The organism is Streptomyces sp. NPDC002870, from assembly GCF_042888505.1.
Classification (GTDB): domain Bacteria; phylum Actinomycetota; class Actinomycetes; order Streptomycetales; family Streptomycetaceae; genus Streptomyces.
This window is the reverse complement of the sequence record NZ_JBIAPW010000006.1, coordinates 261,480-281,139: the sequence shown is the minus strand read 5'-3', so window position 1 is coordinate 281,139 and position 19,660 is coordinate 261,480. Positions and strand designations below refer to the sequence as shown.

Here is a 19,660-nt window from a genome sequence, read left to right as displayed (position 1 = left end):
CGCGGCGGGAGCCCGGCTGCAGAAGCTTCGTCCGCAGCAACGTTCCTGCGCAACCCATCCACAAACCCCTGTCTCTGCCGTTACCGTGTGCGCCAGTCCCTGCCACCCGACCCGGTTCGGCTGCTGCGGCAGGGCCCGTCACAGGTCGGGGGGTCGACGGGATGGCTGCACCGGACGGCCGGTCCGCGGCGCGGGAGCGCGGCGGCGCGACCGATGTCGTCGGCGTCGTCGTCCTGGGCGGGTGCGCCGTCTGGTCGTTGATCAGCGCGGCGGGGCGCGAGGCCCGGCCCGAGGGTGTACTGCTCGCTGTCTTCGCCGTCGCGGCGGGGTACGCCTGCGGCCGCATCTGCGGCACGCTCCTGCCCGTTGCCGCGGCGTCGGCCGCGGCACTCGCGGCCCTGGGCCTGGCCGTCGCCTCGCGGCAGGGAGTGCCTGGAGCGAACGTCGGCGCGGCCACCCAGCCCGGGCATACGGGCGCGGCCGCCGCGCTGCTGGTCCTCGCCGCGGGCGCGGCCTGCTGCGCCGCCTCCGCCGCCCGCCCGCCCCTGCTGCGCCTTGGGCTGCGCCTGCTCGCCCTCGCCGTCGCCTGCACCGCGCTGGCACTCGGATCGGTGGTCGCGTTCGCTGCCGCGCTCGGCGTACTGCTCTGCTCAATCGCGGCCGCGCGGATGCGCCGGCGGACGGTGGCGATCGGAGGTCTGGCCCTCGCCGTCGGCCTGGTCGTCGCCACGTCCTGGGCGGTGGCCGAGAACGCCCTTCCGGATGGGCTGACCGTCTCGCTGGAGGGCCAGCTGACCCAGAACCGGGTTGCGTTGTGGCAGGACGCGATCGCTCTCGCCCAGGAGGATCCGATACGGGGCGTGGGCCCCGACCGCTTCGGCAAGCTGAGCACCACGGCGCAGCAGTCGCTGGGCTCCGACGGCAAGCCGCACTCCGCCTCGCTGCAGCAGACGGCCGAGCAGGGTGTGGTGGGGGTGGCACTGCTGGGGGCGGCGTTCGGCTGGATGCTGTACGGCCTGCTGCGCTCGCCCCGCTCCACGCCGGTGGTACTGAGCGCGGGCGCCGCGCTCACGGCACTGGCGGGCCTGGCGAGCGTCGGCAATGCGCTGAGCTTCGCCCCGGTGACGGCAGGCGCCGGGCTGCTCGCGGGCCTGGCGACGGCGCGCGCCGCGGCAGAGGGCGGGGTGGGGGCGGGTACGCAGGTGGCGCGCCAGAGGGAAGCGGACAGTCCCGCGGTATAGCGGCCACCGGTCTTCCGGAGGGCGGTGGGCTGTGCCCGCCGCCCTTCCGCGCCGCCGGGGGCTGCACGGTTCATCCGAGCCTCAGTGGCCGACGCAGCACAGCGCTACGCCTCCGAGGGCCTGGCCGTACCCGTCAGGTGGAGGCGGTCGCGGATCGCCAGCACCGCCGCTTCCGCGTCGTCCACGGTAACCGTGAAGATCCTGCCGTCGCCCAGCGTGACGACGAGGCCCTCGCCGCGGCGTACGACCACGGCCGTGCCCATCTCGGGGCGCCAGCGGTACCCCCAGCCGCCCCATTGACACGGGGTGACCTTCGCTACGAACTCCGCGTCCACCACGTGGGAGAGCGGGATCCGCCGACGCGGCAGGCCGATGTGGCCGCAGCGCACCTCGACGGCATCGCTGTCGACCTTGACCGCCACATGGACGAAGGCCAGGGTCCCGTAGAGGATCATCAGGCCCGCCGCGACGCAGCCGATCACGGACATCAGCAGTGGGACGATGTCCGAGGTCCATGCGTAGTCGACGGCCAGCTCGATGCCGAGCGCCATGCAGGCGGCACCCGCCGCGGCGAGCAGCCACTGAATGCGGTTGGTCGCACGGCCGGTCCAGATCGCGGGCGAGGGCTCTGTAGGGTGCCCCGATTCGCGGAAGTGGTCCCTCATGGCAAGCAGGTTACTCAGATTTCTACGGCGGGGCATGGTCTCGACCGTATGGATCATAGCGCTGGAGCCGCCCCGGCAGGGGCCGCCGGACGCGCCCTGAGCTGGGCCGATCACGATCAGTGGGCGGGGCTCACTGCCTGCAGCAGGCCGCCTTCGACGTAGCTGAACGCCTGCTCTGGGAGGGTGGACTCGCGGCCGCTGAGCAGCACCGTGAGCCGGTTGCTCGGAGCGGCGTCCGGGGCCGGCTGCTCGCCGATACGGCGCAGTGCCTGCGCGGCGACCGCCATGGCCGAGCCGTGCAGAGCCACGGGGTGTCCGACAGCGGCACGGATCCGGTCGGCGACCAGCTCGTAATGGGTGCAGCCCAGGACGACGGCCCTTACATCTCCGGGCGTGAGGGCGGCCGCGGCTGCCACGGCCGCGTCGATGGCGCTCTCGTCAGCCTGCTGAACGGCGTCCGCGAGCCCGGGGCAGGGCACCTCGGTGACGGCGACCGAGTCGGCGAAATCCCGGATGAGACCGCGCTGGTACGGGCTGCCCGTGGTGGCGGGCGTGGCCCAGATCGCGACGGGGCCGCCGCCGACCGAGGCGGGCTTGATCGCGGGGACCGTACCGATGACCGGGATTCCGGGCTCCAGCTCTGCGCGCAGAGTGGGCAGGCCGTGCACCGATGCGGTGTTGCAGGCGACGATCAGCGCGTCGGGGCGGTGCAGGGCGGCCGCCCTGGCCACGGCGAGGGCACGTCCCGCGATTTCCTCGGGCGTACGCGGTCCCCAAGGCATGCCGTCGGGGTCGCAGGAGAGGACGAGATCCGCGTCCGGCCGCAGCCGGCGTACCGCGGCGGCCGCCGGGAGCAGGCCGATTCCGGAGTCCATGAGCGCGATCTTCACCCGGTCACCATAGTCGACCGCCCTTGCGGCACTGGCGCGGTGGGGCAGACTGCGGCGAATGAGCGCCGTTGCCTGGATCGCCGTGGGATCACTGACCGCATGGGTGTGGCTGCTGCTCGGGCAGGGCTTCTTCTGGCGTACGGACCAGCGACTGCCCCGGCGCGATGCCCCGGACCACTGGCCGGACGCCGCCGTTCGCGATGCCCCCAACCCCTGGCCGGATGTCGCCGTTGTCGTGCCCGCCAGGGACGAGGCCGAGGTGCTGCCCGTCAGCCTGCCTTCCCTGCTGGCGCAGGTCTATCCCGGCCGTGCGGAGATCGTGCTGGTCGACGACGGCAGTAGGGACGGGACTGGGGAACTCGCCCGCTCCCTCTCCGAGCGCCACGGCGGGCTGCCGCTGCGCGTGGTCTCCCCCGGCGAGCCGGAGCCCGGCTGGACCGGGAAGCTCTGGGCGCTCCGGCACGGCATCGCGTCGGCCCGGGCCGACGGTCCCGAGTATCTGCTCCTCACCGACGCCGACATCGCGCATGAGCCGGACAGTCTTCGCGAGTTGGTGGCCGCAGCCCGCACGAACCGGCTGGACCTCGTCTCCCAGATGGCGCGGCTGCGCGTCGCGAGCGGTTGGGAGCGGCTGATCGTGCCCGCATTCGTCTACTTCTTCTCGCAGCTCTACCCGTTCCGGTGGGTCAACCGTCCCGGGTCGCGGACGGCGGCCGCGGCGGGCGGCTGCGTGCTGTTGCGCACTGAGGCCGCCCAGCGGGCGGGCGTGCCGGAGTCGATCCGGCAGGCGGTGATCGACGATGTGTCGCTGGCGCGTGCCGTGCAGCGCTCTGGCGGCCGGATCTGGCTGGGTCTGGCCGACGGGGTGGACAGCGTGCGGCCGTATCCGCGGCTGGCGGACCTGTGGCGGATGGTCTCGCGCAGCGCGTACGCCCAACTGCTGCACAGTCCCCTGCTGCTGGCCGGGACCGTGGTGGGCCTCGCGCTGGTGTATCTCGCGCCGCCCCTCACGCTGTGCGCCGGCGTGTGGGGGCGCGATGCGGCGGCCGGCTGGGCCGGGGGGCTCGCGTGGGTGGTGATGACGGGGACGTATCTCCCGATGCTGCGCTACTACCGGCAGCCGCTGCTGCTCGCGCCTCTGCTGCCCTTCACCGCACTGCTGTATCTGCTGATGACCGTCGATTCGGCCGTGCAGCACCACCGCGGGCGCGGCGCGGCCTGGAAGGGGCGTACGTACGCCCGTCCCGAAGCCACGCCGGACCGGTGACCTGCCCAGCGAGCGTCACTTCCTGCCGGGCGTCCAGTTCATGCCCCAGCCGTATGCGTAGTCGATCGTCCGCTGCGGGCTCACACCGCGCTCCGGGACCAGGAAGCGGGCTTCGCGCTGGACGACGAGGTCCGAGCCGGTGTTGGTGATCAGTGCGAGCGCGCAGACGGTCGACGGTACGGTGCACTCGCCGAGCGAGAAGTCGATGGCGGCGCCGTGCTGCGGCTGGAGGGTGACGGTTGCGTCCAGATCGGCGAAGCTGCGCGCGCCTTGGTAGATGGTCACGAAGATGACGACGCGGCGGAGCCGGTCCTTGTGGTCCAGGTTGACGGTGAGGTTCTCGCCGGAGGTCCCGCCAGTGCGGTCGTCGGCGTCGAGATGGATGTACGGGGGCTGCTGGAGCGAGCCGAAGGCGTTGCCGAGGGCCTGGACGACTCCCTTGCGGCCGTCGGTGAGTTCGTAGAGCGCGCACAGGTCGAGGTCGAGGTCCGCGTGCATGGCGACGGCCCGGCCGAGTTTGGCGCCCCAGCCCTGGAACTGTTTGCGCACCTGCCAGCTGAGGTTGACGCGCATCGCGCCGGAGGTGCCGCCCTGCTTGGTCAGGGAGATGGACGGGGTCTCCTTCGTCAGCGTCACCTTGCTCAGACGAACGGGAGTGGAAGGAGTGGGCGTCGGCGGGGACGCAGGCCTCGCAGGGGCGGACGCCACGGGCGCCGCGGGCATGGGTGGAGCCGGCGTCGCAGGAGCCGTCGCAGGGACAGCCGGGGCCGCCTGCTGAGGCTCGTCGACCGAGATACCGAAGTCCGTCGCCAGGCCCTCGAGTCCGGTGCTGTAGCCCTGCCCCACCGCGCGGAACTTCCACGCACCCTGCCGCCGGTACAGCTCGCCGAGCACGAAGGCCGTCTCGACCGTCGCGTCCTGGCTGTCGTATCGCGCGATCTCTGCGCCGGACGCCGCGTCGAGCACCTTGATGTACAGGCCGGGCACCTGCCCGAAACTGCCGCCGTCGGCCGAAGCGGCCAGCACGATCTTCTCGATCGCGGGCTCCACGCGCGCGAGGTCGACGGACAGCAGGTCCGTCACATTGTCCGGCGCGCTCTGCTTCCCCTCGTGGCGTACGGCTCCCGAGGCGTGCGCCGGCTGGTTGTAGAAGACGAAGTCCGCGTCGGAGCGGACCTTTCCCGATGCGAGGAGCAGCGCCGAGGCGTCGACATCCGGTGCACCGGGGCCTGTACGCCATCCCAATTCGACGCGAACATGCTGCGCCGGCACCGGAGTATTGGCTCCTTTTAGCATGGACATGCTCGCCCCCATCGCGAGTCGGGTGGTCCAGAAAATTCATCTGCCGCCAACCTAATCCCCACCGCCCGGGTGGGGCCCTGCCCGACCCGTGGGTAACCCGCTCCCAGCTTGCCCTTTACACGATCTATGCGCTTCCCGGAGACCGTTTTTCCCGGGTTCGCTCGCATTGGGGATCCGCGGTCACTCGCATCTACCGAAACAACCCTCTTATCGGGCTCCCCAACCAGCACATCGTGGGCTTAACTTATGTGCCATGACCTCCCCCCGCGCCACCTACGGCGGCGGTTACTACTCCGCTCCGTCGTTCCCCGACACCCCTATCTACGACTCCCTGGTCGCGGAGCGGGGCACGCCTCAGATCGCCCCGATCCGAGTCCCTGCCGCTTACGACACCGGCAACAGCTATCTGCCGGCGCTCCCCTCGGCACTGCCCGCCCTCCCGGCCGGCCCTTCCACTCCCTCCTACGGCTCGTACGGCTACCCGCAGCAGCAGATGCCGCAGCCCATGCCGCTGCAGCACGCGCCCGCGCCGTACATCCCTCAGCAGACCTCCGTGCCGCGCGGGTACCCGGGCCATCAGCCCCAGGCCCAGCCGCAGCAGCAGCGTCCGGTGCCCACCGGTTACGAGGCGATGCGTCCCGCGGCCGCGCGTCCCGCGCCGACGCCCGCCCCGTACGACGACCCGTACAACCGTCCGTACCAGGGCCGGGGGTACTGACCGGCCGGGTGTCAGTGGTGGCTGGCACCATGGCTGTATGCCCAACCCAACCATCCGCTCCATCCATGTCCACCCGGTCAAATCATTGGCGGGGTACGCACTCGACGAGACGGCGGTAGAGCCGTGGGGACTCGCCGGGGACCGTCGGTGGACGCTGATCGACCCCTCGGCCAAGGTGGTCACCCAACGCCAGCAGCCACGGCTGGCTTTGGCCCGTGCCGAGGCGATGCCGGACGGCGGGATCCGGCTGACCGCGCCCGGGCACGAGTCACTGACCGTCGCCGTTCCCGAGCCGGTCGGGACTGTCACGGCGGAAATTTTCGGGGACAAGGTCGAGACGGTGCCTGCCGGGGGGCAGGCGGACGACTGGTTCAGCGACTATCTGGGCGCCGAGGTGTGGCTCGTCCATCTCGACGACCCGGCCACTCGGCGTCCCATCGACCCTGAGTACGCACTCCCCGGCGAGACGGTCCATCTCGGCGACGCGTATCCGTTGCTCGTCACCACCCTCGCGTCGCTCGACGCTCTCAACTCCCTCATCGCACAGGGTGATCACGCCGACGAGGGGCCGCTGCCCATGACCCGGTTCCGGCCGAATGTCGTCGTCGACGGCACGGCGCCCTGGGCCGAGGACGACTGGCAGCGGATCGCGCTGGGCGAGGTCACCTTCCGGGTCGCCAAGCCCTGCGGCCGCTGTGTCATCACCACCACCGACCAGCGCACCGCCGAGCGTGGCAAGGAGCCGCTGCGCACGCTCGCCCGGCACCGCCGCGTCGGGGACAAGCTGGTCTTCGGGCAGTGCCTGGTGCCGGAGCGGACCGGCGTCATCCGGGTCGGCGACACCGCCACCGTCCTCGCATAGGTCACGACGACCCGGGAACCCACGACCCGGGAACCCGCGAACCGGGGTTCCCGGGACCCGCAATTCCGGGAACCCCCCGCGGCGACAGACGCGTTGGACTGTTGGCGGGTGGGTTGCGGGGTGACTTTCCTCTCTCTTCGCGCCAGCGGTGCTTATGCCGTGCCGTACCGGGCTATGACGGACGCGGAAGGGGGTGCAGGACAGTGCGAGCAGCCACAGGAGTCTGGCGCTGGCGCCGCAATCCCCTGCGCCGTGCGACCGATCTCCTGGAGGCGTGGGTGGCGCTCGTCGCCGCCGTGCTTCTCGTCACCGCGGCCCCGGCCGTCGGCTGGATCACCGGGAGTCTGACCGACGAGTCGCTGCGTCAGTCGCTACGCATGCAGCGCCAGCAGCGTCATGCGGTCACCGCGACGGTGCTGAATCCGGCCCCGGCGCACAAGCCCGCCGCGTACGACCCCGAGTCCTCCGCGGCCCACGAGAGGCGCCGGCCGGTCGTCGCGAAGTGGACGGCGGCGGACGGCAGTCGGCACACCGGTACGGTCTCGACCGTGCTGCGGACCGTGCGGACCGGCGACACGTTCACCATCTGGACCGACCGCGCGGGCCGGATCGTCAATCGTCCGATGGACGCCGCGACCGCCGGCGTGCACGCCGCCCTGGCGGGGATCGGCGCCGCGTTCGCCGCCGCGGGGCTCGTCGAATGCGCCAGACGGCTGGTCGTCTGGCGGCTCGTACGACGCAGATACGCGCGCCTCGACCGGGCGTGGGCAGCGGCGGGCCCTGACTGGGGTCGTACGGGCGCGGGCAGCTGACCGGTCACGTCTCGTCAACTCCCGCTCGTCGCTCGCGCTACGGTTGGGCGACCCCTCGGGGGTCAGGGAGCGTCCCCTGCAGAGACGCGGCCGAGCGGGATCACGAGGTGGGGGCAGAGCAGCACCATGGCACAGGGCACGGTCCAGGTGACGCACACCGGCACATCGCGGTGGCGGCGCCGCACGGGCGAGTACCCCTCACTCGCCGCAGCCCTGGAGGCCGCAGGGGACGGTGACATCCTCACCGTCGCGCCGGGGACGTACCGCGAGAATCTCGTCGTCCAGCGGTCGGTCACCCTGCGCGGCTCCGAGGGCGCGGTCGGCTCGGTGCGCATCGCGCCCGCCGACGGAGTGCCGATCACCGTGCGGGCTTCCGCCATCGTCCAAGACCTCCATGTGGAGGGGCAGGACGCGGCCGCGCCCGCGGTGCTGGTAGAGGACGGCACTCCCGAGCTGATCGATCTGCGGATCGTCACCCGTTCCGCCGCCGGTCTCGAAGTGCGCGGCGCGGCCCGCCCCACCGTCCGCCGCTGCACCGTCGACAATCCGGCGGGCGTCGGCATCGGCGTGCTGGACGGCGCCGGCGGGGTGTTCGAGGAGTGCGAGGTGGTCTCGGCCGGTCGGTCCGGCATCTCCGTGGGCGGCGGCGCGCATCCGAGGCTGGAGCGCTGCCGGGTGCACCACGCGTCGGGCGCGGGCCTGGCCGTCACCGGCGAGGGCAGCGGCCTCGACGCGATCGGCTGCGAGGTGTACGAGATCAAGGGCACCGGCGTCCAGGTCGCCTCCCGCGCGAGCGCCCATCTCACCGACTCCACCGTGCACCGCACGTCCGCCGACGGCATCACCCTCGACACGGACGCCGTGCTCACGCTCTCCGACTGCGACATCCACGACATCCCGGAGAACGCGATCGATCTGCGCTCCCGGTCCGTGCTCACGCTCACGCGGTCGACGGTTCGTCGCTTCGGACGCAACGGCCTGTCCGTCTGGGACCCTGGCACGCGGGTCGATGCCAACCAGTGCGAGATCCATGACAGTACGGGCGACTATCCGGCCGTCTGGGTCAGCGACGGCGCGACCGCCGTGCTCGACTCCTGCCGTGTGCACGACGTCCCGGACGCGATCTTCGTACTCGACCGCGGTTCGCGCGCCGATGTCGTCGACAGCGATCTCTCCCAGGTCCGCAACACCGCGGTGTCGGTGAGCGACGGGGCGACGGCGCAGCTCGACGACTGCCGGATCAGGGAGGCGTCCACCGGCGCGTGGTTCCGCGACCACGGCAGCGGCGGCACGCTCAACGGCTGCACCATCGACGCCGCGCAGACCGGCGTGATCGTCACCAAGGGCGCGGATCCGCTGATCGAGCGCTGCACGGTCACCTCGCCCGCCGAGGCCGGTTTCTATGTGTCGGCACAGGGCCGCGGCACCTTCCGCGGCTGCCGGGTCACGGGCAGCGGAGGCTACGGCTTCCATGTGATGGACGGCTGCCGTACGACGCTGAGCCGCTGCCGTACCGAGCGCTGTGCGCGCGGCGGTTACGAGCTGGCGGAGGACGACGGCTCCATGGTCGAGGACTGCACCAGCGACGAGAGCGGCGTACGGCCGGGGGCGGAGCAGACGACGGCCGTGCTGACCGCGACCCAGTCGCCGGGGCTGCTCGGCGCGATCCCCGAACAGCGCCCTCCCGAGGCGGCGCCGGCCGAGCCGGTACGCACCTCGGGCGCTGTCCTCGGTGAACTGGACGCGCTGGTCGGCCTGGAGAGCGTCAAGCGCGAGGTCCGCACGCTCACCAACATGATCGAGGTCGGCAGGCGCCGCCAGGAGGCGGGGCTGAAGGCCGCCTCCGCCCGCCGCCACCTGGTTTTCACCGGCTCCCCCGGCACCGGCAAGACGACCGTGGCACGGCTGTACGGCGAGATCCTGGCCTCGCTCGGGGTGCTGGAGCGCGGTCATCTCGTCGAGGTCTCCCGGGTGGACCTGGTCGGCGAGCACATCGGCTCCACCGCGATCCGCACCCAGGAGGCGTTCGACCGGGCCCGCGGCGGAGTGCTCTTCATCGACGAGGCGTACGCCCTGTCGCCCGAGGACTCCGGGCGGGACTTCGGCAAGGAGGCCATCGACACGCTGGTGAAGCTGATGGAGGACCACCGGGAGGCCGTCGTGGTGATCGTCGCCGGGTACACCGCGGAGATGGAGCGGTTCCTGTCCGTCAACCCCGGCGTGGCGTCCCGTTTTTCACGCACCATCACCTTCAGCGACTATGTGCCGGAGGAGTTGCTGCGGATCGTGGAGCAGCAGGCCGAGGAGCATGAGTACCGGCTGGGCACCGGCACCGGCGAGGCGCTGCTGAAGTACTTCACCGCACTGCCCAAGGGGCCCGCCTTCGGTAACGGCCGTACCGCCCGCCAGACTTTCGAGTCGATGGTGGAGCGGCACGCGGGCCGGGTCGCCGAGCTCGCCGAGACGAGCACCGACGACCTGACCCTGCTCTACCCGGACGATCTGCCCGAACTGCCCTGACCCTGAGTCTGCGCCGGGGGCTGCGCCTGGACCTGCCGGGGCACCGCCGGGGTGAGCCGGTCGAGAAGCTGCCTGCGTTCCTTGTCGAAGGCCTTGTCGGCCTGGTACTCGGAGTGCCCGAGGATCGGTTCCGGCAGCGGGTGGCGCTCCGAACGCCCGTACACCACCGGGTCTTTGAGCGCGTCCCGGTCCACCGCGGGGTGTTCGCCCTCGGCGGGGACGAGTACCGGGCCGCCGATCGGGTCGGTGCGCCGCCACAGATTGCGCCAGCAGTTCACTTCGCTGCGCAGTTCGCGCAGGGCGACGGGTCCGAAGTACGCGGGGAACCAGCGGCCGTAGAGCCGCTCAAGGGGTGATCCGTACGTCAGCAGCGCCACCCGGCGGCGAGTGGCGGCGGGCAGCTGCCAGACGGCCGCCGCGGCCAGCACACTGCCCTGCGAATGGCCGGAGATGACGAGCCGTCCGCCGGTGAGTCCGGTCCAGGTGCACATTCGCCAGGTGAGGTCGGGGACGGCGCGCTCCGCGTAGCAGGGGGGTGCGAAGGGGTGTGCCGCGCGCGGCCAGAAGGTGCCGACATCCCACAGGATGCCGATGGTGCGCCGGGCCGAGGCGTCGCGGTAGGCGCGGCGGCCCCAGGTGACGAACAGTATGAAGCCGAAGCCGATCAGCCACGAGCCGATGGACTGTGCGGCCTCCGCTGCGGACTCGACGAAGCCGGCGCTGTTGCCGAAGGCCTTGCCGGGCACTTCGCCGCTCGCCCAGGCGCCGGCCACCGCGCCCGCGCCGAGGAGCAGCGTGGCTCCGGAGACGATGCCGACGATCCAGGGGGCTGCGTCGGTGAGGGCGGCCCGGGCGCGGGTGCCCGCAATCCGCCGGGTGCGGACGGCGTCCGGGCGGCCCTCGTCGTAGTCCGCCTCGACCGGGCCCGCGAGCCTGCGGCCCGTCAGCCAGGTCCGTACGGCAAGGACGACGGCGGGGACGAACAGGACGATCAGCAGCACGGGGATGACCGAGGCCTGCCAGCTGAGCAGCACGGGAGGCCCGGGAATCGAGCCCTCGCCGTCCATGCCCGGCGTGCCGGGGCCGTCCAGCCAGTCGGCCACACGCTGGGCGACTCCGCCGGTCATCACCCCGCCCAGGGCGCAGGCGAGCATCGCGACGGCGGGGCCGCCGAAGCCGGACATGGCGGTACGCGGGTGGCGCGCGCGGCGGTGCAGGACGGATGCGGCCACGGCGAGGGAAACGACCAGGACGCCCTGGCCGAGGGCGATGACGCGGAAGGTGACGTCGCCGGGGAGGGTGGCGCTGGAGGCCCAGCCGGGGCGGGACCAGGAGGCGTACAGCAGGGACAGCACGAGCAGTAAAAGGGCGGCTCCGGGCAGATACCGGACGACGGCGCGATCGATGCGGACGTCGATCCGCCGCTCGCTGCGGCCCCTGCGGATGACGACCCACAGCACGGCGAGCAGCCCCACGACGAGAGCTGCCTCCAGCAGGAGGCCGAAGACCTCCAGCGCCGTGCCGGCGGCTCGGCGGTCGTGGCGGGCGGCGGCCCCTGCGACCGCGGCGGACACGGTCAGGAATCCGGCGGCGGTGTGCGCGGCGCGCAGCCGGGCGACTAGCCGGCGGCCGTACCAGAATCCGGGCCTGCCCAGCGCGGGACGCACGGTCGGCTTCGTGCCGAGGGTGTCCTGGTCCTCGTCAGCGTCCTCCTCGGGGCCCTCCTCCGGGCCCTCCTCGCCCTCCGCCACGTCTTCGCCGGTCGGCGGCCGCTGGGATTCGTACGCGCTCCAGGTGCGGTTGGAGAGGTACCACAGCAGCCCCACCAGCGCGGCCGGAACCACCGCGGCGAGCGCGAGACGGCGGCCCGGTTGCGACCACCAGCCGCCCTGAGCACTCGACAGGAAGCCGAGCCACGACCTCTCCCGGGTGCAGTCGGGAGAGCCCGCGCACTGCCACGCCAGCAGGTCGAGAGCGACCTCGCAGGCGGCGGCGGTCAGCAGCACGGTAAGGCTGAGCGCGACGAGCCGCACCAGCACTCCGTACAACCGGGTCGTCCTGGCGCGGCCCTTGGCGCGGGGCCGCATCCAGTGCGCGAGGTTGACCACCATGAAGGGGAGCAGCAGCAGCCACAGGGCCCGCGCTCCGTTGCCCGAGGTGAGGTTGGACCAGCAGTACGCCTCCGGGATGGGCCGGTCCACGTACCGCTCGGGGTGGCGCTCCGCCTCCTCGTCGTCGGTGCGCCGAAACACCGCGGCCTTCTCGTCGCCGGAGATCCGGACGGTACGTGGGTCGCCGAGCATGTCCTGCGGGGTGGCGCCGCCGACGCCGTGGACCAGCAGTTCAAGCGCGGGCCCTCCGCTCTGCGGGACCGGAGTGGCAGGGGACACTTCTGTGACTCGCTCTCTCGATGGGAGGATCGATCAGTGCGCGGCCGCGCGGCAGTTCATGACCAGAATCCCGGATCATGGCAGCTCACCGCAGGGCTCTCACGGAATCTCCCCGAGCCCGGGCCGCGTCGCCCGTGCGAGGATGAGCCACCTTCGCCACAGGCGGTGTACGACAAGCCGTGCACAACGAGCGGTGTACGACGACATGGAAGGACCGGCCCCGGCAGTGACCGACAACCAGAACCTGCTCGCGGAGCAGCGGCGCGCCCTGATCCTCGACGAGGTGCGCAGGCGCGGCGGGGTGCGGGTCAACGAGCTCACCCGCAAACTCAATGTCTCCGACATGACGGTGCGCCGGGATCTGGACGCACTGGCCCGGCAGGGGGTCATCGAGAAGGTCCACGGCGGCGCTGTGCCGGTGGTGGAGGCGAGTACGCACGAGCCGGGGTTCGAGGCAAAGTCTGCGCTGGAGCTGAGCGCCAAGGAGGACATCGCGCGGGCGGCCGCGCAGATGGCGGTGCCCGGCAGCGCGATCGCGCTGTCCGGCGGCACCACCACCTATGCGCTGGCGCACCATCTGCTGGAGGTGCCGGATCTGACGGTGGTCACCAACTCGGTGCGGGTCGCGGACGTGTTCCACGCGGCGCAGCGGGCGGGTGCGGCGGGCGGCCAGCGTTCCGGCGCCGCGACGGTGGTCCTCACCGGCGGTGTGCGTACGCCCTCCGACTCGCTGGTCGGGCCGGTCGCCGACCAGGCGATCCGCTCGCTCCACTTCGATGTGCTGTTCCTCGGGGTGCACGGCATCTCGGTGGAGGCCGGACTCTCCACGCCGAATCTTGCGGAGGCCGAGACGAACCGCCGCTTCGTCCAGGCCGCGCGCCGGGTCGTGGTGGTCGCAGACCACACCAAGTGGGGGACCGTCGGCCTGAGTTCGTTCGCCCGGCTCGCGGAGATCGACACGCTGGTGACGGATGCGGGTCTCTCGGCCGAGGCGCGCGAGGAGATCGCGGAGCATCTGCCCGGACTGGTGGTTGCGGGCGGTCGCGAGATCGCCGGCGGGCAGGACGGCTGACGCCGGGTGACCGCCTTCCGGATCGCACGAGCCGTCACGCTGCCCGCCGACGAGGCCTGGCTGCGGGTCACCGACTGGCGGGCGCACGCCGCTCAGGTGCCGTTGACGACCGTGTCCTCGGTGACGCCGTCGCCCACCCGGGTCGGCACCGTGTTCGTGGCACGCTCGGGACTCAGCGGCTCAGGACGTGGCGACTCCGAGCTCGACGACTCCCGGCTCGGCCGCTTCGGACTCGGCCGCTTCGGCTTCGACGATCCTATGGAGGTCGTTCACTGGCAGCCGCCCGATGGCGGCGCGCCAGGACTGTGCCGGCTGGAGAAGCGCGGCCGCGTGATCACGGGCTGGGCGGAGATCGAGGTGCTCCCCGAGGAGCCTGGCGCCGTGGTGGTCTGGGTGGAGGAGCTCCATATCCGGCTGGTCCCCCGGCTGTTCGACCCGCTGGTCGTCCGGGTGGCGCGGCTGGTGTTCGGCCGCGCGCTGGACGGACTCCTCACCGGGCCGAGGCCGCCTGCTACGGACAACTGACGGTCCGCCAGCTATGGTGTGCGGGCCCCGCCCCACCCTCTCCAGCTGGAGGTACGGTCCATGGCACGCCGACTCCGCCCCGTGGAGCTCGACTTCGTCGAAACAGCCCCGCTGCGCCTGGTCTTCTCGGCCGAGATGTCCGCCTCACCGCAGGCGGTGTACGAAGCGCTCGCCGAGGATGTCGCGGGCTGGACATCGTGGTTCACCGCTGTCATCTCGGCCACGCCCACCCACGGGGGCGCGGGCCGCGAGATCAGGCTCAAGGGCGGTGTCCTCTTCCTCGAGACCATCCTGGCCACGGACCCCGGCGTGCGGTACGCCTACCGCGTCGACGAGACCAACGCACCCGGCCTTCGTGCCCTGTTGGAGGAGTGGCGGATCACCGCCACCGCGCACGGCGCCCGGGTGCGGTGGACCTTCGCGGCGGACGCCCCGGCGCCGATGGCCGCCGTCCTGAAGCTCGGCCGCGCGGGCCTCGCCACGTCTTTCCGCGGCGCGGTGCGCAATCTCGACCGCAGGCTCACCCGTTCCGCGACGCAGTGAGACGCAGTGAGACTCAGTGACATGACCCGACGCGGTCAGCCGCGCCAGACGCCACTGTCCAGGAACTCCTCGATCGCCGCGGTGTACGGGGCGATGTCCAGGCCCTGTTCGTCCAGCCAGGCGTCGGAGTAGTACTTGTCGAGGTAGCGGTCGCCCGGGTCGCAGAGCAGCGTGACCACGCTCCCCTTGCGCCCGTCGGCCACCATCTCGCCGACGATCTTCAGCGCGCTCCACAGGCCGGTGCCGGTGGAGCCGCCCGCCTTACGGCCGATGGCCGCGTCCAGGGCACGTACGGCGGCGACGCTCGCCGCGTCCGGCACCTTCATCATCCGGTCGATTGCCCCGGGCACGAAGCTCGGTTCCATGCGCGGCCGTCCGATGCCCTCGATGCGGGAGCTGCAGTCGCTGTCGGCGTGCGGGTCGTGGTGCGTCCAGCCGTCGAAGAAACAGGAGTTCTCGGGGTCGGGGACGCAGATACGGGTGTCGTGCTGCATGTAGTGGACGTAGCGGGCGATGGTTGCCGAGGTGCCGCCGGTGCCGGCCGTCGCGACGATCCACGCGGGCTCGGGGTAGCGCTCCAACCTCAGCTGCTGGTAGATCGATTCGGCGATGTTGTTGTTGCCCCGCCAGTCGGTTGCCCGTTCAGCGTAGGTGAACTGGTCCATGTAGTGGCCGCCGGTCCGTTCCGCGAGCGCCGCCGACTCCTCGTAAATCTTCCGCGAGTCGTCGACGAAGTGGCACTGGCCGCCGTGGAATTCGATCAGCCGGATCTTCTCGGCGCTCGTGGTCCGCGGCATCACCGCGACGAAGGGAACGCCGATCAGCTTGGCGAAGTACGCCTCGGAGACTGCGGTCGAGCCGCTGGACGCCTCGATGACTGGCTTGCCCGGCCGGATCCAGCCATTGCACAGGCCGTACAGGAACAGCGACCGCGCGAGGCGGTGCTTGAGGCTTCCTGTCGGGTGGGTGGACTCGTCCTTGAGGTAGAGGTCGATGCCCCACTCCTCCGGCAGCGGGAATCGCAGCAGGTGGGTGTCGGCCGAGCGGTTGGCGTCAGCCTGGACCTTGCGCACCGCCTCCTTCAGCCATGCCCGGTACTCCGGATCGCTGCGGTCCACATCGACGGTCGGCATCGACTCGTCCGTCACTGGCTTCTCACTCGTGCTCATGCGCGCCGTTCCTTGTTCCGTCGAGTCCGGCCCCCACTCGCAACAGTAAGCCCCTCACCTGCACAAACGTTTACTTTGGGCATCCATAGGGGTCACTTGCAGGGCTGGACTTGCGCGGGTCCTTCGACACGCACTGGTGCGCAGGCCCGGAGTTGTGCAGACTGCCAGCAGGAAACGGTGCGAAGGGGGCAGAGAGTTCATGGGGATGGCAGAGCCCGAATTCAGCGCTACGGGCGTGCGGATCGAGCGGTGGCCGCGCTCGCTGACGAAGGCCGGACAAGTGCGGATCAAGGACGGCATGCTGGCGTTGCTCACCAGCTACGGCCGGGTGATCGAGAGTGCTCCGGTCGGCGGGGTCAGGGCCGGAAAGCCCTGGTTCGCCGATGAGGCGAGCACGGTGGCGACGGTCAACGGCAAGAGGTACCGGCTCACGATGGGACAGCGCAGCCGCCGGCCTGATGGCCGGGCGCTGGCAGGGCGCTTCCTGGAGGCGGTGCGCGGCGCCGGCGGCGCCAGGAGCTGAGCGTAACCACCCGGGTGCTGCAAGTTGCGGGACCGTCACCGATGGTTCACGCTGGTTTCACATCACTCAGGGTGCACCGGCGGTCACGCTGTGATCCAGCCCGCCGGACAAATCAGCAGCCAGCCAACTGCTGGATCCGATCCTTCGTCTTCTTCCGGACCTCATTCGGGGAGTCGCAGCCGTGATCAGCCAGCCAAGCAGGCACTGCACGGTGGAGCTCCAGGCCCTGCCGTCGCGGATCGGTCAGGTCCGCAGAATCATCTCGGCGCAACTGCGCTACTGGCATCTCGATCCCTTGATCGACCAGGCGGCGCTCGGCGTCACCGAGTTGCTGACCAATGTTCACCGGCACGCCGAGCCGGACAAGATGTGCACCGTGGAGATCGAGCTGCTGCTCGACCGGCTCACGGTCTCGGTTCACGACCACGATCCACGTCTCCCGACCGTCGAGGACTCCGACCATCTCGCCACCTCCGGCCGCGGGCTCGCGCTGATAGCGGCGGTGAGCGAGAGCTGGGGCGTACGCCCCCAGGGCGACACCGGGAAGATCGTCTGGTTCACGCTCTCGACGCCCTCGCCCATGGCGCTGCCGCCATATCCGGTGGTGTACGGGGCGACGACCGACGGCCCCTTGCGCGAACATGCCAACGTGCGGTCGACCCTCGCGAGCTGACTGGGGCTCCGCCCCGGCGGGCGGCGCGGTCGCGGGCCGTCGGCCCGCCTGCCGTGCCCAACGCGGCGAGGAGTACCGACCTCTCGTAGCGCACCATCGAGCGCAGCCGGCTCCTGGACTGTCCGACGGCCCGCAACAGGCCCGGTCCCCTGGTGCGTTCGCGGATCGCGAGGGTCAGGGTGTCGGCGACGCCGAGCAGCGCGATCACCTCGGCGAGCGGCTGGCTGGCCCACCTCAGGCCGCCCCAGGGACGGCCCATCGGTCGCAGGGCGTCGAATAGCGGGGGGAGTTCGGTGCGGACGGAGCCCGTGCCGTCATCAAGGAGTTCGCCGAGCCTCTCCGCCAGGACGCATCTTCCGCAGACTCCGCGCCGGTAGCGTCTGGCTTCCTGGCCGCATTGCTCGCAGGTGAAGTCGCCGATCCCGCCGGCGCAGTCGGTGCAGAGTTTCCCGCCGTCCGGCGCGAGGCCGGGAGTGAGCCGCTCGACGCCGCAGCCGACGCATGTTCCGTAGGTTCTCCAGGGATGGTGCAACGGATCCCGCGCCGGCGCAGGTAGGCGCCGTTCTTGCAGGAGGCGTACGCCTTGTCGGCGCGCAAGCGGTCGGGCCGGGCGCGGGGCCTGCCTGGCCCGATGCGGGGCACACGGACCTCGGGCTCGAACTGCGGGGAGTCCCCGCGCTGCCCGGCCGTCGACATCGGCTTCTGGCCCTGCTCGACGGCCAGGTGCAGCTTGGTGGTCAGGCCGCCGCGCGAACACCCGAGGCCGTGGTCGTCCGGAGCGGTGGCGATGCCACCGGCGGCTCCTTCTGCGGGTCCCCCTTTTCCGCGCCCCAGTCGCGTGCCGGTGGGCCCCGGCACACGGTGGCGCGGACGTTGATGTCCCAGGTGATCAGGTTCTTGGCGTCCGCCTGGGCCTGCAGCTCGGTAAAGATCCGAGCCACGGGCGCCCCCGGGCGTCGCCGGTCGCGCCGGACTGTCGGATCGTTACTTGCTAAACGTTCAGCCAGTTTCTACTGTGTGGGCATGGACGATCCCCTGACTGACGGACCAGACACCAGGCACCTCCTCCCGCGCATCGTGCCGCTGCCGGAGGACCACTGGGACGCGCGGGTTCGAGATCTTCTGGCCACCGCTCCACGGGACCCGGGAGGCCGGGTACCCAACATCTTCACCACCTTGGCCCGTCACCCGGATCTCTACGAGCGGTTCATGCCGTTCGGCGGCCAGCTCCTCCGCGGCGGGCTGCTGCCGGGAAGGATCAGGGAGCTACTGATCCTCCGCACCGCCCACATCACCGGGGCTGCGTACGAGTGGGGACGCCATCTGCCGTTGGCCGCGGCCGCCGGTGTCACGGCCGCAGACGTGCGGCGCGTCACCGAGGGGCCGGACGCCGCCGGATGGACGGACCTCGAGAGGCACCTGCTCCGGGCCGCCGACCAACTGCACCGCGACGCACGGGTGTGCGCCCCGACCTGGGCGGCTCTTGCGTCCCACTACGACGTGGCCGAGCTGATAGAGATCACCATGCTCGTCGGCCAGTACCACATGGTGGCGTTCTTCCTGAACTCCGTCGGCGTGCAGCTGGACCCGGGGTTCGACGGGACCGGCCCCCTGGACGGGGCGCGCGCTGATGGATGAGCAGCGGACAGCGGAGAAGGAGGCCTGCCGCCTGACCGGCCGCAAGCTCCTGGTGATCGGTGCGGGAACCCGTCCCGACGGGGATCCGCAGGCACCCTTCGGCAACGGGCGGGCGATATCCGTCCTTGCCGCCCGCGAGGGAGCGAGCGTGGTCTGCGCCGACATCGCGCCCGAGGCGGCCGCGGCGACCGCCCGGCTCGTCACCGCCGAAGGCTCCCACGGCGCTGCCCTGGCGGCTGATGCCACCGACCCCGAGCAGACCGCCGCATTGGTCGCCGACGCGGCCTGCGAGCTCGGTGGCCTGGACGCACTCGTGGTGAACGTCGGCATTGGGCTCGGCGTCGGCCTGGCCGGCTCCTCGGCCGAGGACTGGGACCGGGTCCTCGCCCTCAATCTGCGCGCGCCCTTTCTCGCCGCGAAGTACGGCCTGCCGGCGATGGGCGAAGGGGGCGCGATCGTCTTTATCGGATCGGTTGCCGGACTGCGCGCCGCCACCGGCTCGCCTGCGTACGACAGCTCCAAGGCTGGTCTGCTGGGTCTGTCCCGGCACGTCGCCAGGGAAGGGGCGGCCCGCCGTATCCGCGCCAACGTGGTCGTGCCCGGCCTGATCGACACTCCGATGGGACGTCAGGCGTCCGCAGCACGTGGCTCAAGGACCGTATCCTTCGCCCGGATTCCGCTCGGCCGGCAGGGCACGGCCTGGGAGGTGGCGGAGGCGGTCACGTTCCTGCTCTCCGACCGCGCCTCCTACATCACAGGCCAGCAACTCGTGGTGGACGGCGGGCTCAGTGCGGTCTGACCGCGGTTCGCAGGCCATCCGGTCGGTGCGCGGGCAGGCTCCTGCGGACGG

The 19,660-nt window shown here is 71.5% G+C and carries 19 protein-coding genes; 13 read left to right on the top strand and 6 right to left on the bottom strand.

Annotated features, from left to right (window positions below; genetic code table 11):
- Positions 1-161: 161 nt before the first annotated feature.
- Positions 162-1,241, top strand: coding sequence for an O-antigen ligase family protein (locus ACFYWY_RS10940; protein ID WP_389183034.1), 1,080 nt, complete (start codon positions 162-164; stop codon positions 1,239-1,241).
- Positions 1,242-1,345: 104 nt separating this feature from the next.
- Here the strand turns inward: ACFYWY_RS10940 and ACFYWY_RS10935 are convergent, their stop codons facing one another.
- Together ACFYWY_RS10935 and ACFYWY_RS10930 are read right to left on the bottom strand one after the other, a co-directional pair.
- Complete coding sequence (locus tag ACFYWY_RS10935; RefSeq protein WP_389183031.1) at positions 1,346-1,906, bottom strand: hypothetical protein; 561 nt, start codon at positions 1,904-1,906, stop codon at positions 1,346-1,348.
- 116 nt (positions 1,907-2,022) lie between these two features.
- Positions 2,023-2,796, bottom strand: coding sequence for a glutamate racemase (locus ACFYWY_RS10930; RefSeq protein ID WP_389183029.1), 774 nt, complete (start codon positions 2,794-2,796; stop codon positions 2,023-2,025).
- Positions 2,797-2,854: 58 nt separating this feature from the next.
- Between ACFYWY_RS10930 and ACFYWY_RS10925 the strand changes: the two genes are divergently transcribed.
- Complete coding sequence (locus tag ACFYWY_RS10925) at positions 2,855-4,063, top strand: glycosyltransferase (RefSeq protein ID WP_389183026.1); 1,209 nt, start codon at positions 2,855-2,857, stop codon at positions 4,061-4,063.
- Positions 4,064-4,078: 15 nt separating this feature from the next.
- Here ACFYWY_RS10925 and ACFYWY_RS10920 read toward each other — a convergent pair whose 3' ends face one another.
- Positions 4,079-5,377: a TerD family protein gene (locus ACFYWY_RS10920; RefSeq protein WP_389183023.1), complete on the bottom strand. Its 1,299-nt coding sequence runs from the start codon at positions 5,375-5,377 to the stop codon at positions 4,079-4,081.
- A 241-nt stretch (positions 5,378-5,618) separates the two neighbouring features.
- Between ACFYWY_RS10920 and ACFYWY_RS10915 the strand changes: the two genes are divergently transcribed.
- The 4 genes from ACFYWY_RS10915 (at position 5,619) to ACFYWY_RS10900 (ending at position 10,277) form a co-directional block, all read left to right on the top strand.
- The gene (locus ACFYWY_RS10915) at positions 5,619-6,083 is read left to right on the top strand and encodes a DUF6643 family protein (RefSeq protein ID WP_389183020.1); all 465 of its coding nucleotides are present in this window, start codon (positions 5,619-5,621) and stop codon (positions 6,081-6,083) included.
- Between the two features lie 37 nt (positions 6,084-6,120).
- Entirely contained in the window at positions 6,121-6,945 is an 825-nt protein-coding gene (locus ACFYWY_RS10910; protein WP_389183017.1) for an MOSC domain-containing protein, read from the top strand.
- 203 nt (positions 6,946-7,148) lie between these two features.
- On the top strand, positions 7,149-7,757 hold the full coding sequence (locus ACFYWY_RS10905) for a hypothetical protein (RefSeq protein WP_389183015.1): 609 nt from the start codon (positions 7,149-7,151) through the stop codon (positions 7,755-7,757).
- Between the two features lie 126 nt (positions 7,758-7,883).
- A complete protein-coding gene (locus tag ACFYWY_RS10900) occupies positions 7,884-10,277 on the top strand; it encodes a right-handed parallel beta-helix repeat-containing protein (RefSeq protein WP_389183012.1) in 2,394 nt (797 codons plus the stop codon).
- On the opposite strand, the gene ACFYWY_RS10895 is transcribed toward ACFYWY_RS10900, so the two are convergent.
- Complete coding sequence (locus tag ACFYWY_RS10895) at positions 10,247-12,667, bottom strand: hypothetical protein (protein ID WP_389183009.1); 2,421 nt, start codon at positions 12,665-12,667, stop codon at positions 10,247-10,249. The genes ACFYWY_RS10900 and ACFYWY_RS10895 overlap by 31 nt on opposite strands.
- A gap of 226 nt (positions 12,668-12,893) precedes the next feature.
- On the opposite strand from ACFYWY_RS10895, the gene ACFYWY_RS10890 reads away from it, so the two are divergent.
- From ACFYWY_RS10890 to ACFYWY_RS10880, 3 genes are read left to right on the top strand one after another with little or no spacing between them, the layout of a single operon-like run.
- Positions 12,894-13,739 carry a DeoR/GlpR family DNA-binding transcription regulator gene (locus ACFYWY_RS10890; RefSeq protein WP_389183006.1) on the top strand — a complete coding sequence of 282 codons (846 nt, stop codon included), beginning with the start codon at positions 12,894-12,896 and terminating at the stop codon, positions 13,737-13,739.
- Positions 13,740-13,745: 6 nt separating this feature from the next.
- The gene (locus tag ACFYWY_RS10885) at positions 13,746-14,264 is read left to right on the top strand and encodes an SRPBCC family protein (protein ID WP_389183003.1); all 519 of its coding nucleotides are present in this window, start codon (positions 13,746-13,748) and stop codon (positions 14,262-14,264) included.
- Between the two features lie 60 nt (positions 14,265-14,324).
- Positions 14,325-14,807 carry an SRPBCC family protein gene (locus tag ACFYWY_RS10880; RefSeq protein WP_389183000.1) on the top strand — a complete coding sequence of 161 codons (483 nt, stop codon included), beginning with the start codon at positions 14,325-14,327 and terminating at the stop codon, positions 14,805-14,807.
- A 35-nt stretch (positions 14,808-14,842) separates the two neighbouring features.
- Here the strand turns inward: ACFYWY_RS10880 and ACFYWY_RS10875 are convergent, their stop codons facing one another.
- The gene (locus ACFYWY_RS10875; protein WP_389182997.1) at positions 14,843-15,976 is read right to left on the bottom strand and encodes a PLP-dependent cysteine synthase family protein; all 1,134 of its coding nucleotides are present in this window, start codon (positions 15,974-15,976) and stop codon (positions 14,843-14,845) included.
- A 199-nt stretch (positions 15,977-16,175) separates the two neighbouring features.
- On the opposite strand from ACFYWY_RS10875, the gene ACFYWY_RS10870 reads away from it, so the two are divergent.
- Together ACFYWY_RS10870 and ACFYWY_RS10865 are read left to right on the top strand one after the other, a co-directional pair.
- Entirely contained in the window at positions 16,176-16,499 is a 324-nt protein-coding gene (locus ACFYWY_RS10870) for a hypothetical protein (RefSeq protein ID WP_389182994.1), read from the top strand.
- A gap of 181 nt (positions 16,500-16,680) precedes the next feature.
- Positions 16,681-17,172, top strand: a complete 492-nt coding sequence (locus ACFYWY_RS10865; RefSeq protein WP_389182991.1) for an ATP-binding protein — start codon at positions 16,681-16,683, stop codon at positions 17,170-17,172.
- Between the two features lie 737 nt (positions 17,173-17,909).
- Here ACFYWY_RS10865 and ACFYWY_RS10860 read toward each other — a convergent pair.
- Positions 17,910-18,113: a hypothetical protein gene (locus ACFYWY_RS10860; RefSeq protein ID WP_389182989.1), complete on the bottom strand. Its 204-nt coding sequence runs from the start codon at positions 18,111-18,113 to the stop codon at positions 17,910-17,912.
- A gap of 82 nt (positions 18,114-18,195) precedes the next feature.
- Between ACFYWY_RS10860 and ACFYWY_RS10855 the strand changes: the two genes are divergently transcribed.
- Both ACFYWY_RS10855 and ACFYWY_RS10850 read left to right on the top strand, forming a co-directional pair.
- A complete protein-coding gene (locus ACFYWY_RS10855) occupies positions 18,196-18,810 on the top strand; it encodes a carboxymuconolactone decarboxylase family protein (RefSeq protein WP_389182986.1) in 615 nt (204 codons plus the stop codon).
- The gene (locus ACFYWY_RS10850; RefSeq protein ID WP_389182983.1) at positions 18,803-19,609 is read left to right on the top strand and encodes an SDR family NAD(P)-dependent oxidoreductase; all 807 of its coding nucleotides are present in this window, start codon (positions 18,803-18,805) and stop codon (positions 19,607-19,609) included. Before ACFYWY_RS10855 ends, ACFYWY_RS10850 begins: the two co-directional genes overlap by 8 nt.
- Positions 19,610-19,660 lie beyond the last annotated feature (51 nt).

What these genes read in the sequence shown, in the direction of transcription:
- ACFYWY_RS10940 (WP_389183034.1), top strand. Translation starts at nt 162, where the DNA reads ATGGCTGCACCGGACGGCCGGTCCGCGGCGCGGGAGCGCGGCGGCGCG.
- ACFYWY_RS10935 (WP_389183031.1), bottom strand. Translation starts at nt 1,906, where the DNA reads ATGAGGGACCACTTCCGCGAATCGGGGCACCCTACAGAGCCCTCGCCC.
- ACFYWY_RS10925 (WP_389183026.1), top strand. Translation starts at nt 2,855, where the DNA reads ATGAGCGCCGTTGCCTGGATCGCCGTGGGATCACTGACCGCATGGGTG.
- ACFYWY_RS10920 (WP_389183023.1), bottom strand. Translation starts at nt 5,377, where the DNA reads ATGGGGGCGAGCATGTCCATGCTAAAAGGAGCCAATACTCCGGTGCCG.
- ACFYWY_RS10915 (WP_389183020.1), top strand. Translation starts at nt 5,619, where the DNA reads ATGACCTCCCCCCGCGCCACCTACGGCGGCGGTTACTACTCCGCTCCG.
- ACFYWY_RS10910 (WP_389183017.1), top strand. Translation starts at nt 6,121, where the DNA reads ATGCCCAACCCAACCATCCGCTCCATCCATGTCCACCCGGTCAAATCA.
- ACFYWY_RS10900 (WP_389183012.1), top strand. Translation starts at nt 7,884, where the DNA reads ATGGCACAGGGCACGGTCCAGGTGACGCACACCGGCACATCGCGGTGG.
- ACFYWY_RS10880 (WP_389183000.1), top strand. Translation starts at nt 14,325, where the DNA reads ATGGCACGCCGACTCCGCCCCGTGGAGCTCGACTTCGTCGAAACAGCC.
- ACFYWY_RS10875 (WP_389182997.1), bottom strand. Translation starts at nt 15,976, where the DNA reads ATGAGCACGAGTGAGAAGCCAGTGACGGACGAGTCGATGCCGACCGTC.
- ACFYWY_RS10870 (WP_389182994.1), top strand. Translation starts at nt 16,176, where the DNA reads ATGGGGATGGCAGAGCCCGAATTCAGCGCTACGGGCGTGCGGATCGAG.
- ACFYWY_RS10855 (WP_389182986.1), top strand. Translation starts at nt 18,196, where the DNA reads ATGGACGATCCCCTGACTGACGGACCAGACACCAGGCACCTCCTCCCG.
- ACFYWY_RS10850 (WP_389182983.1), top strand. Translation starts at nt 18,803, where the DNA reads ATGGATGAGCAGCGGACAGCGGAGAAGGAGGCCTGCCGCCTGACCGGC.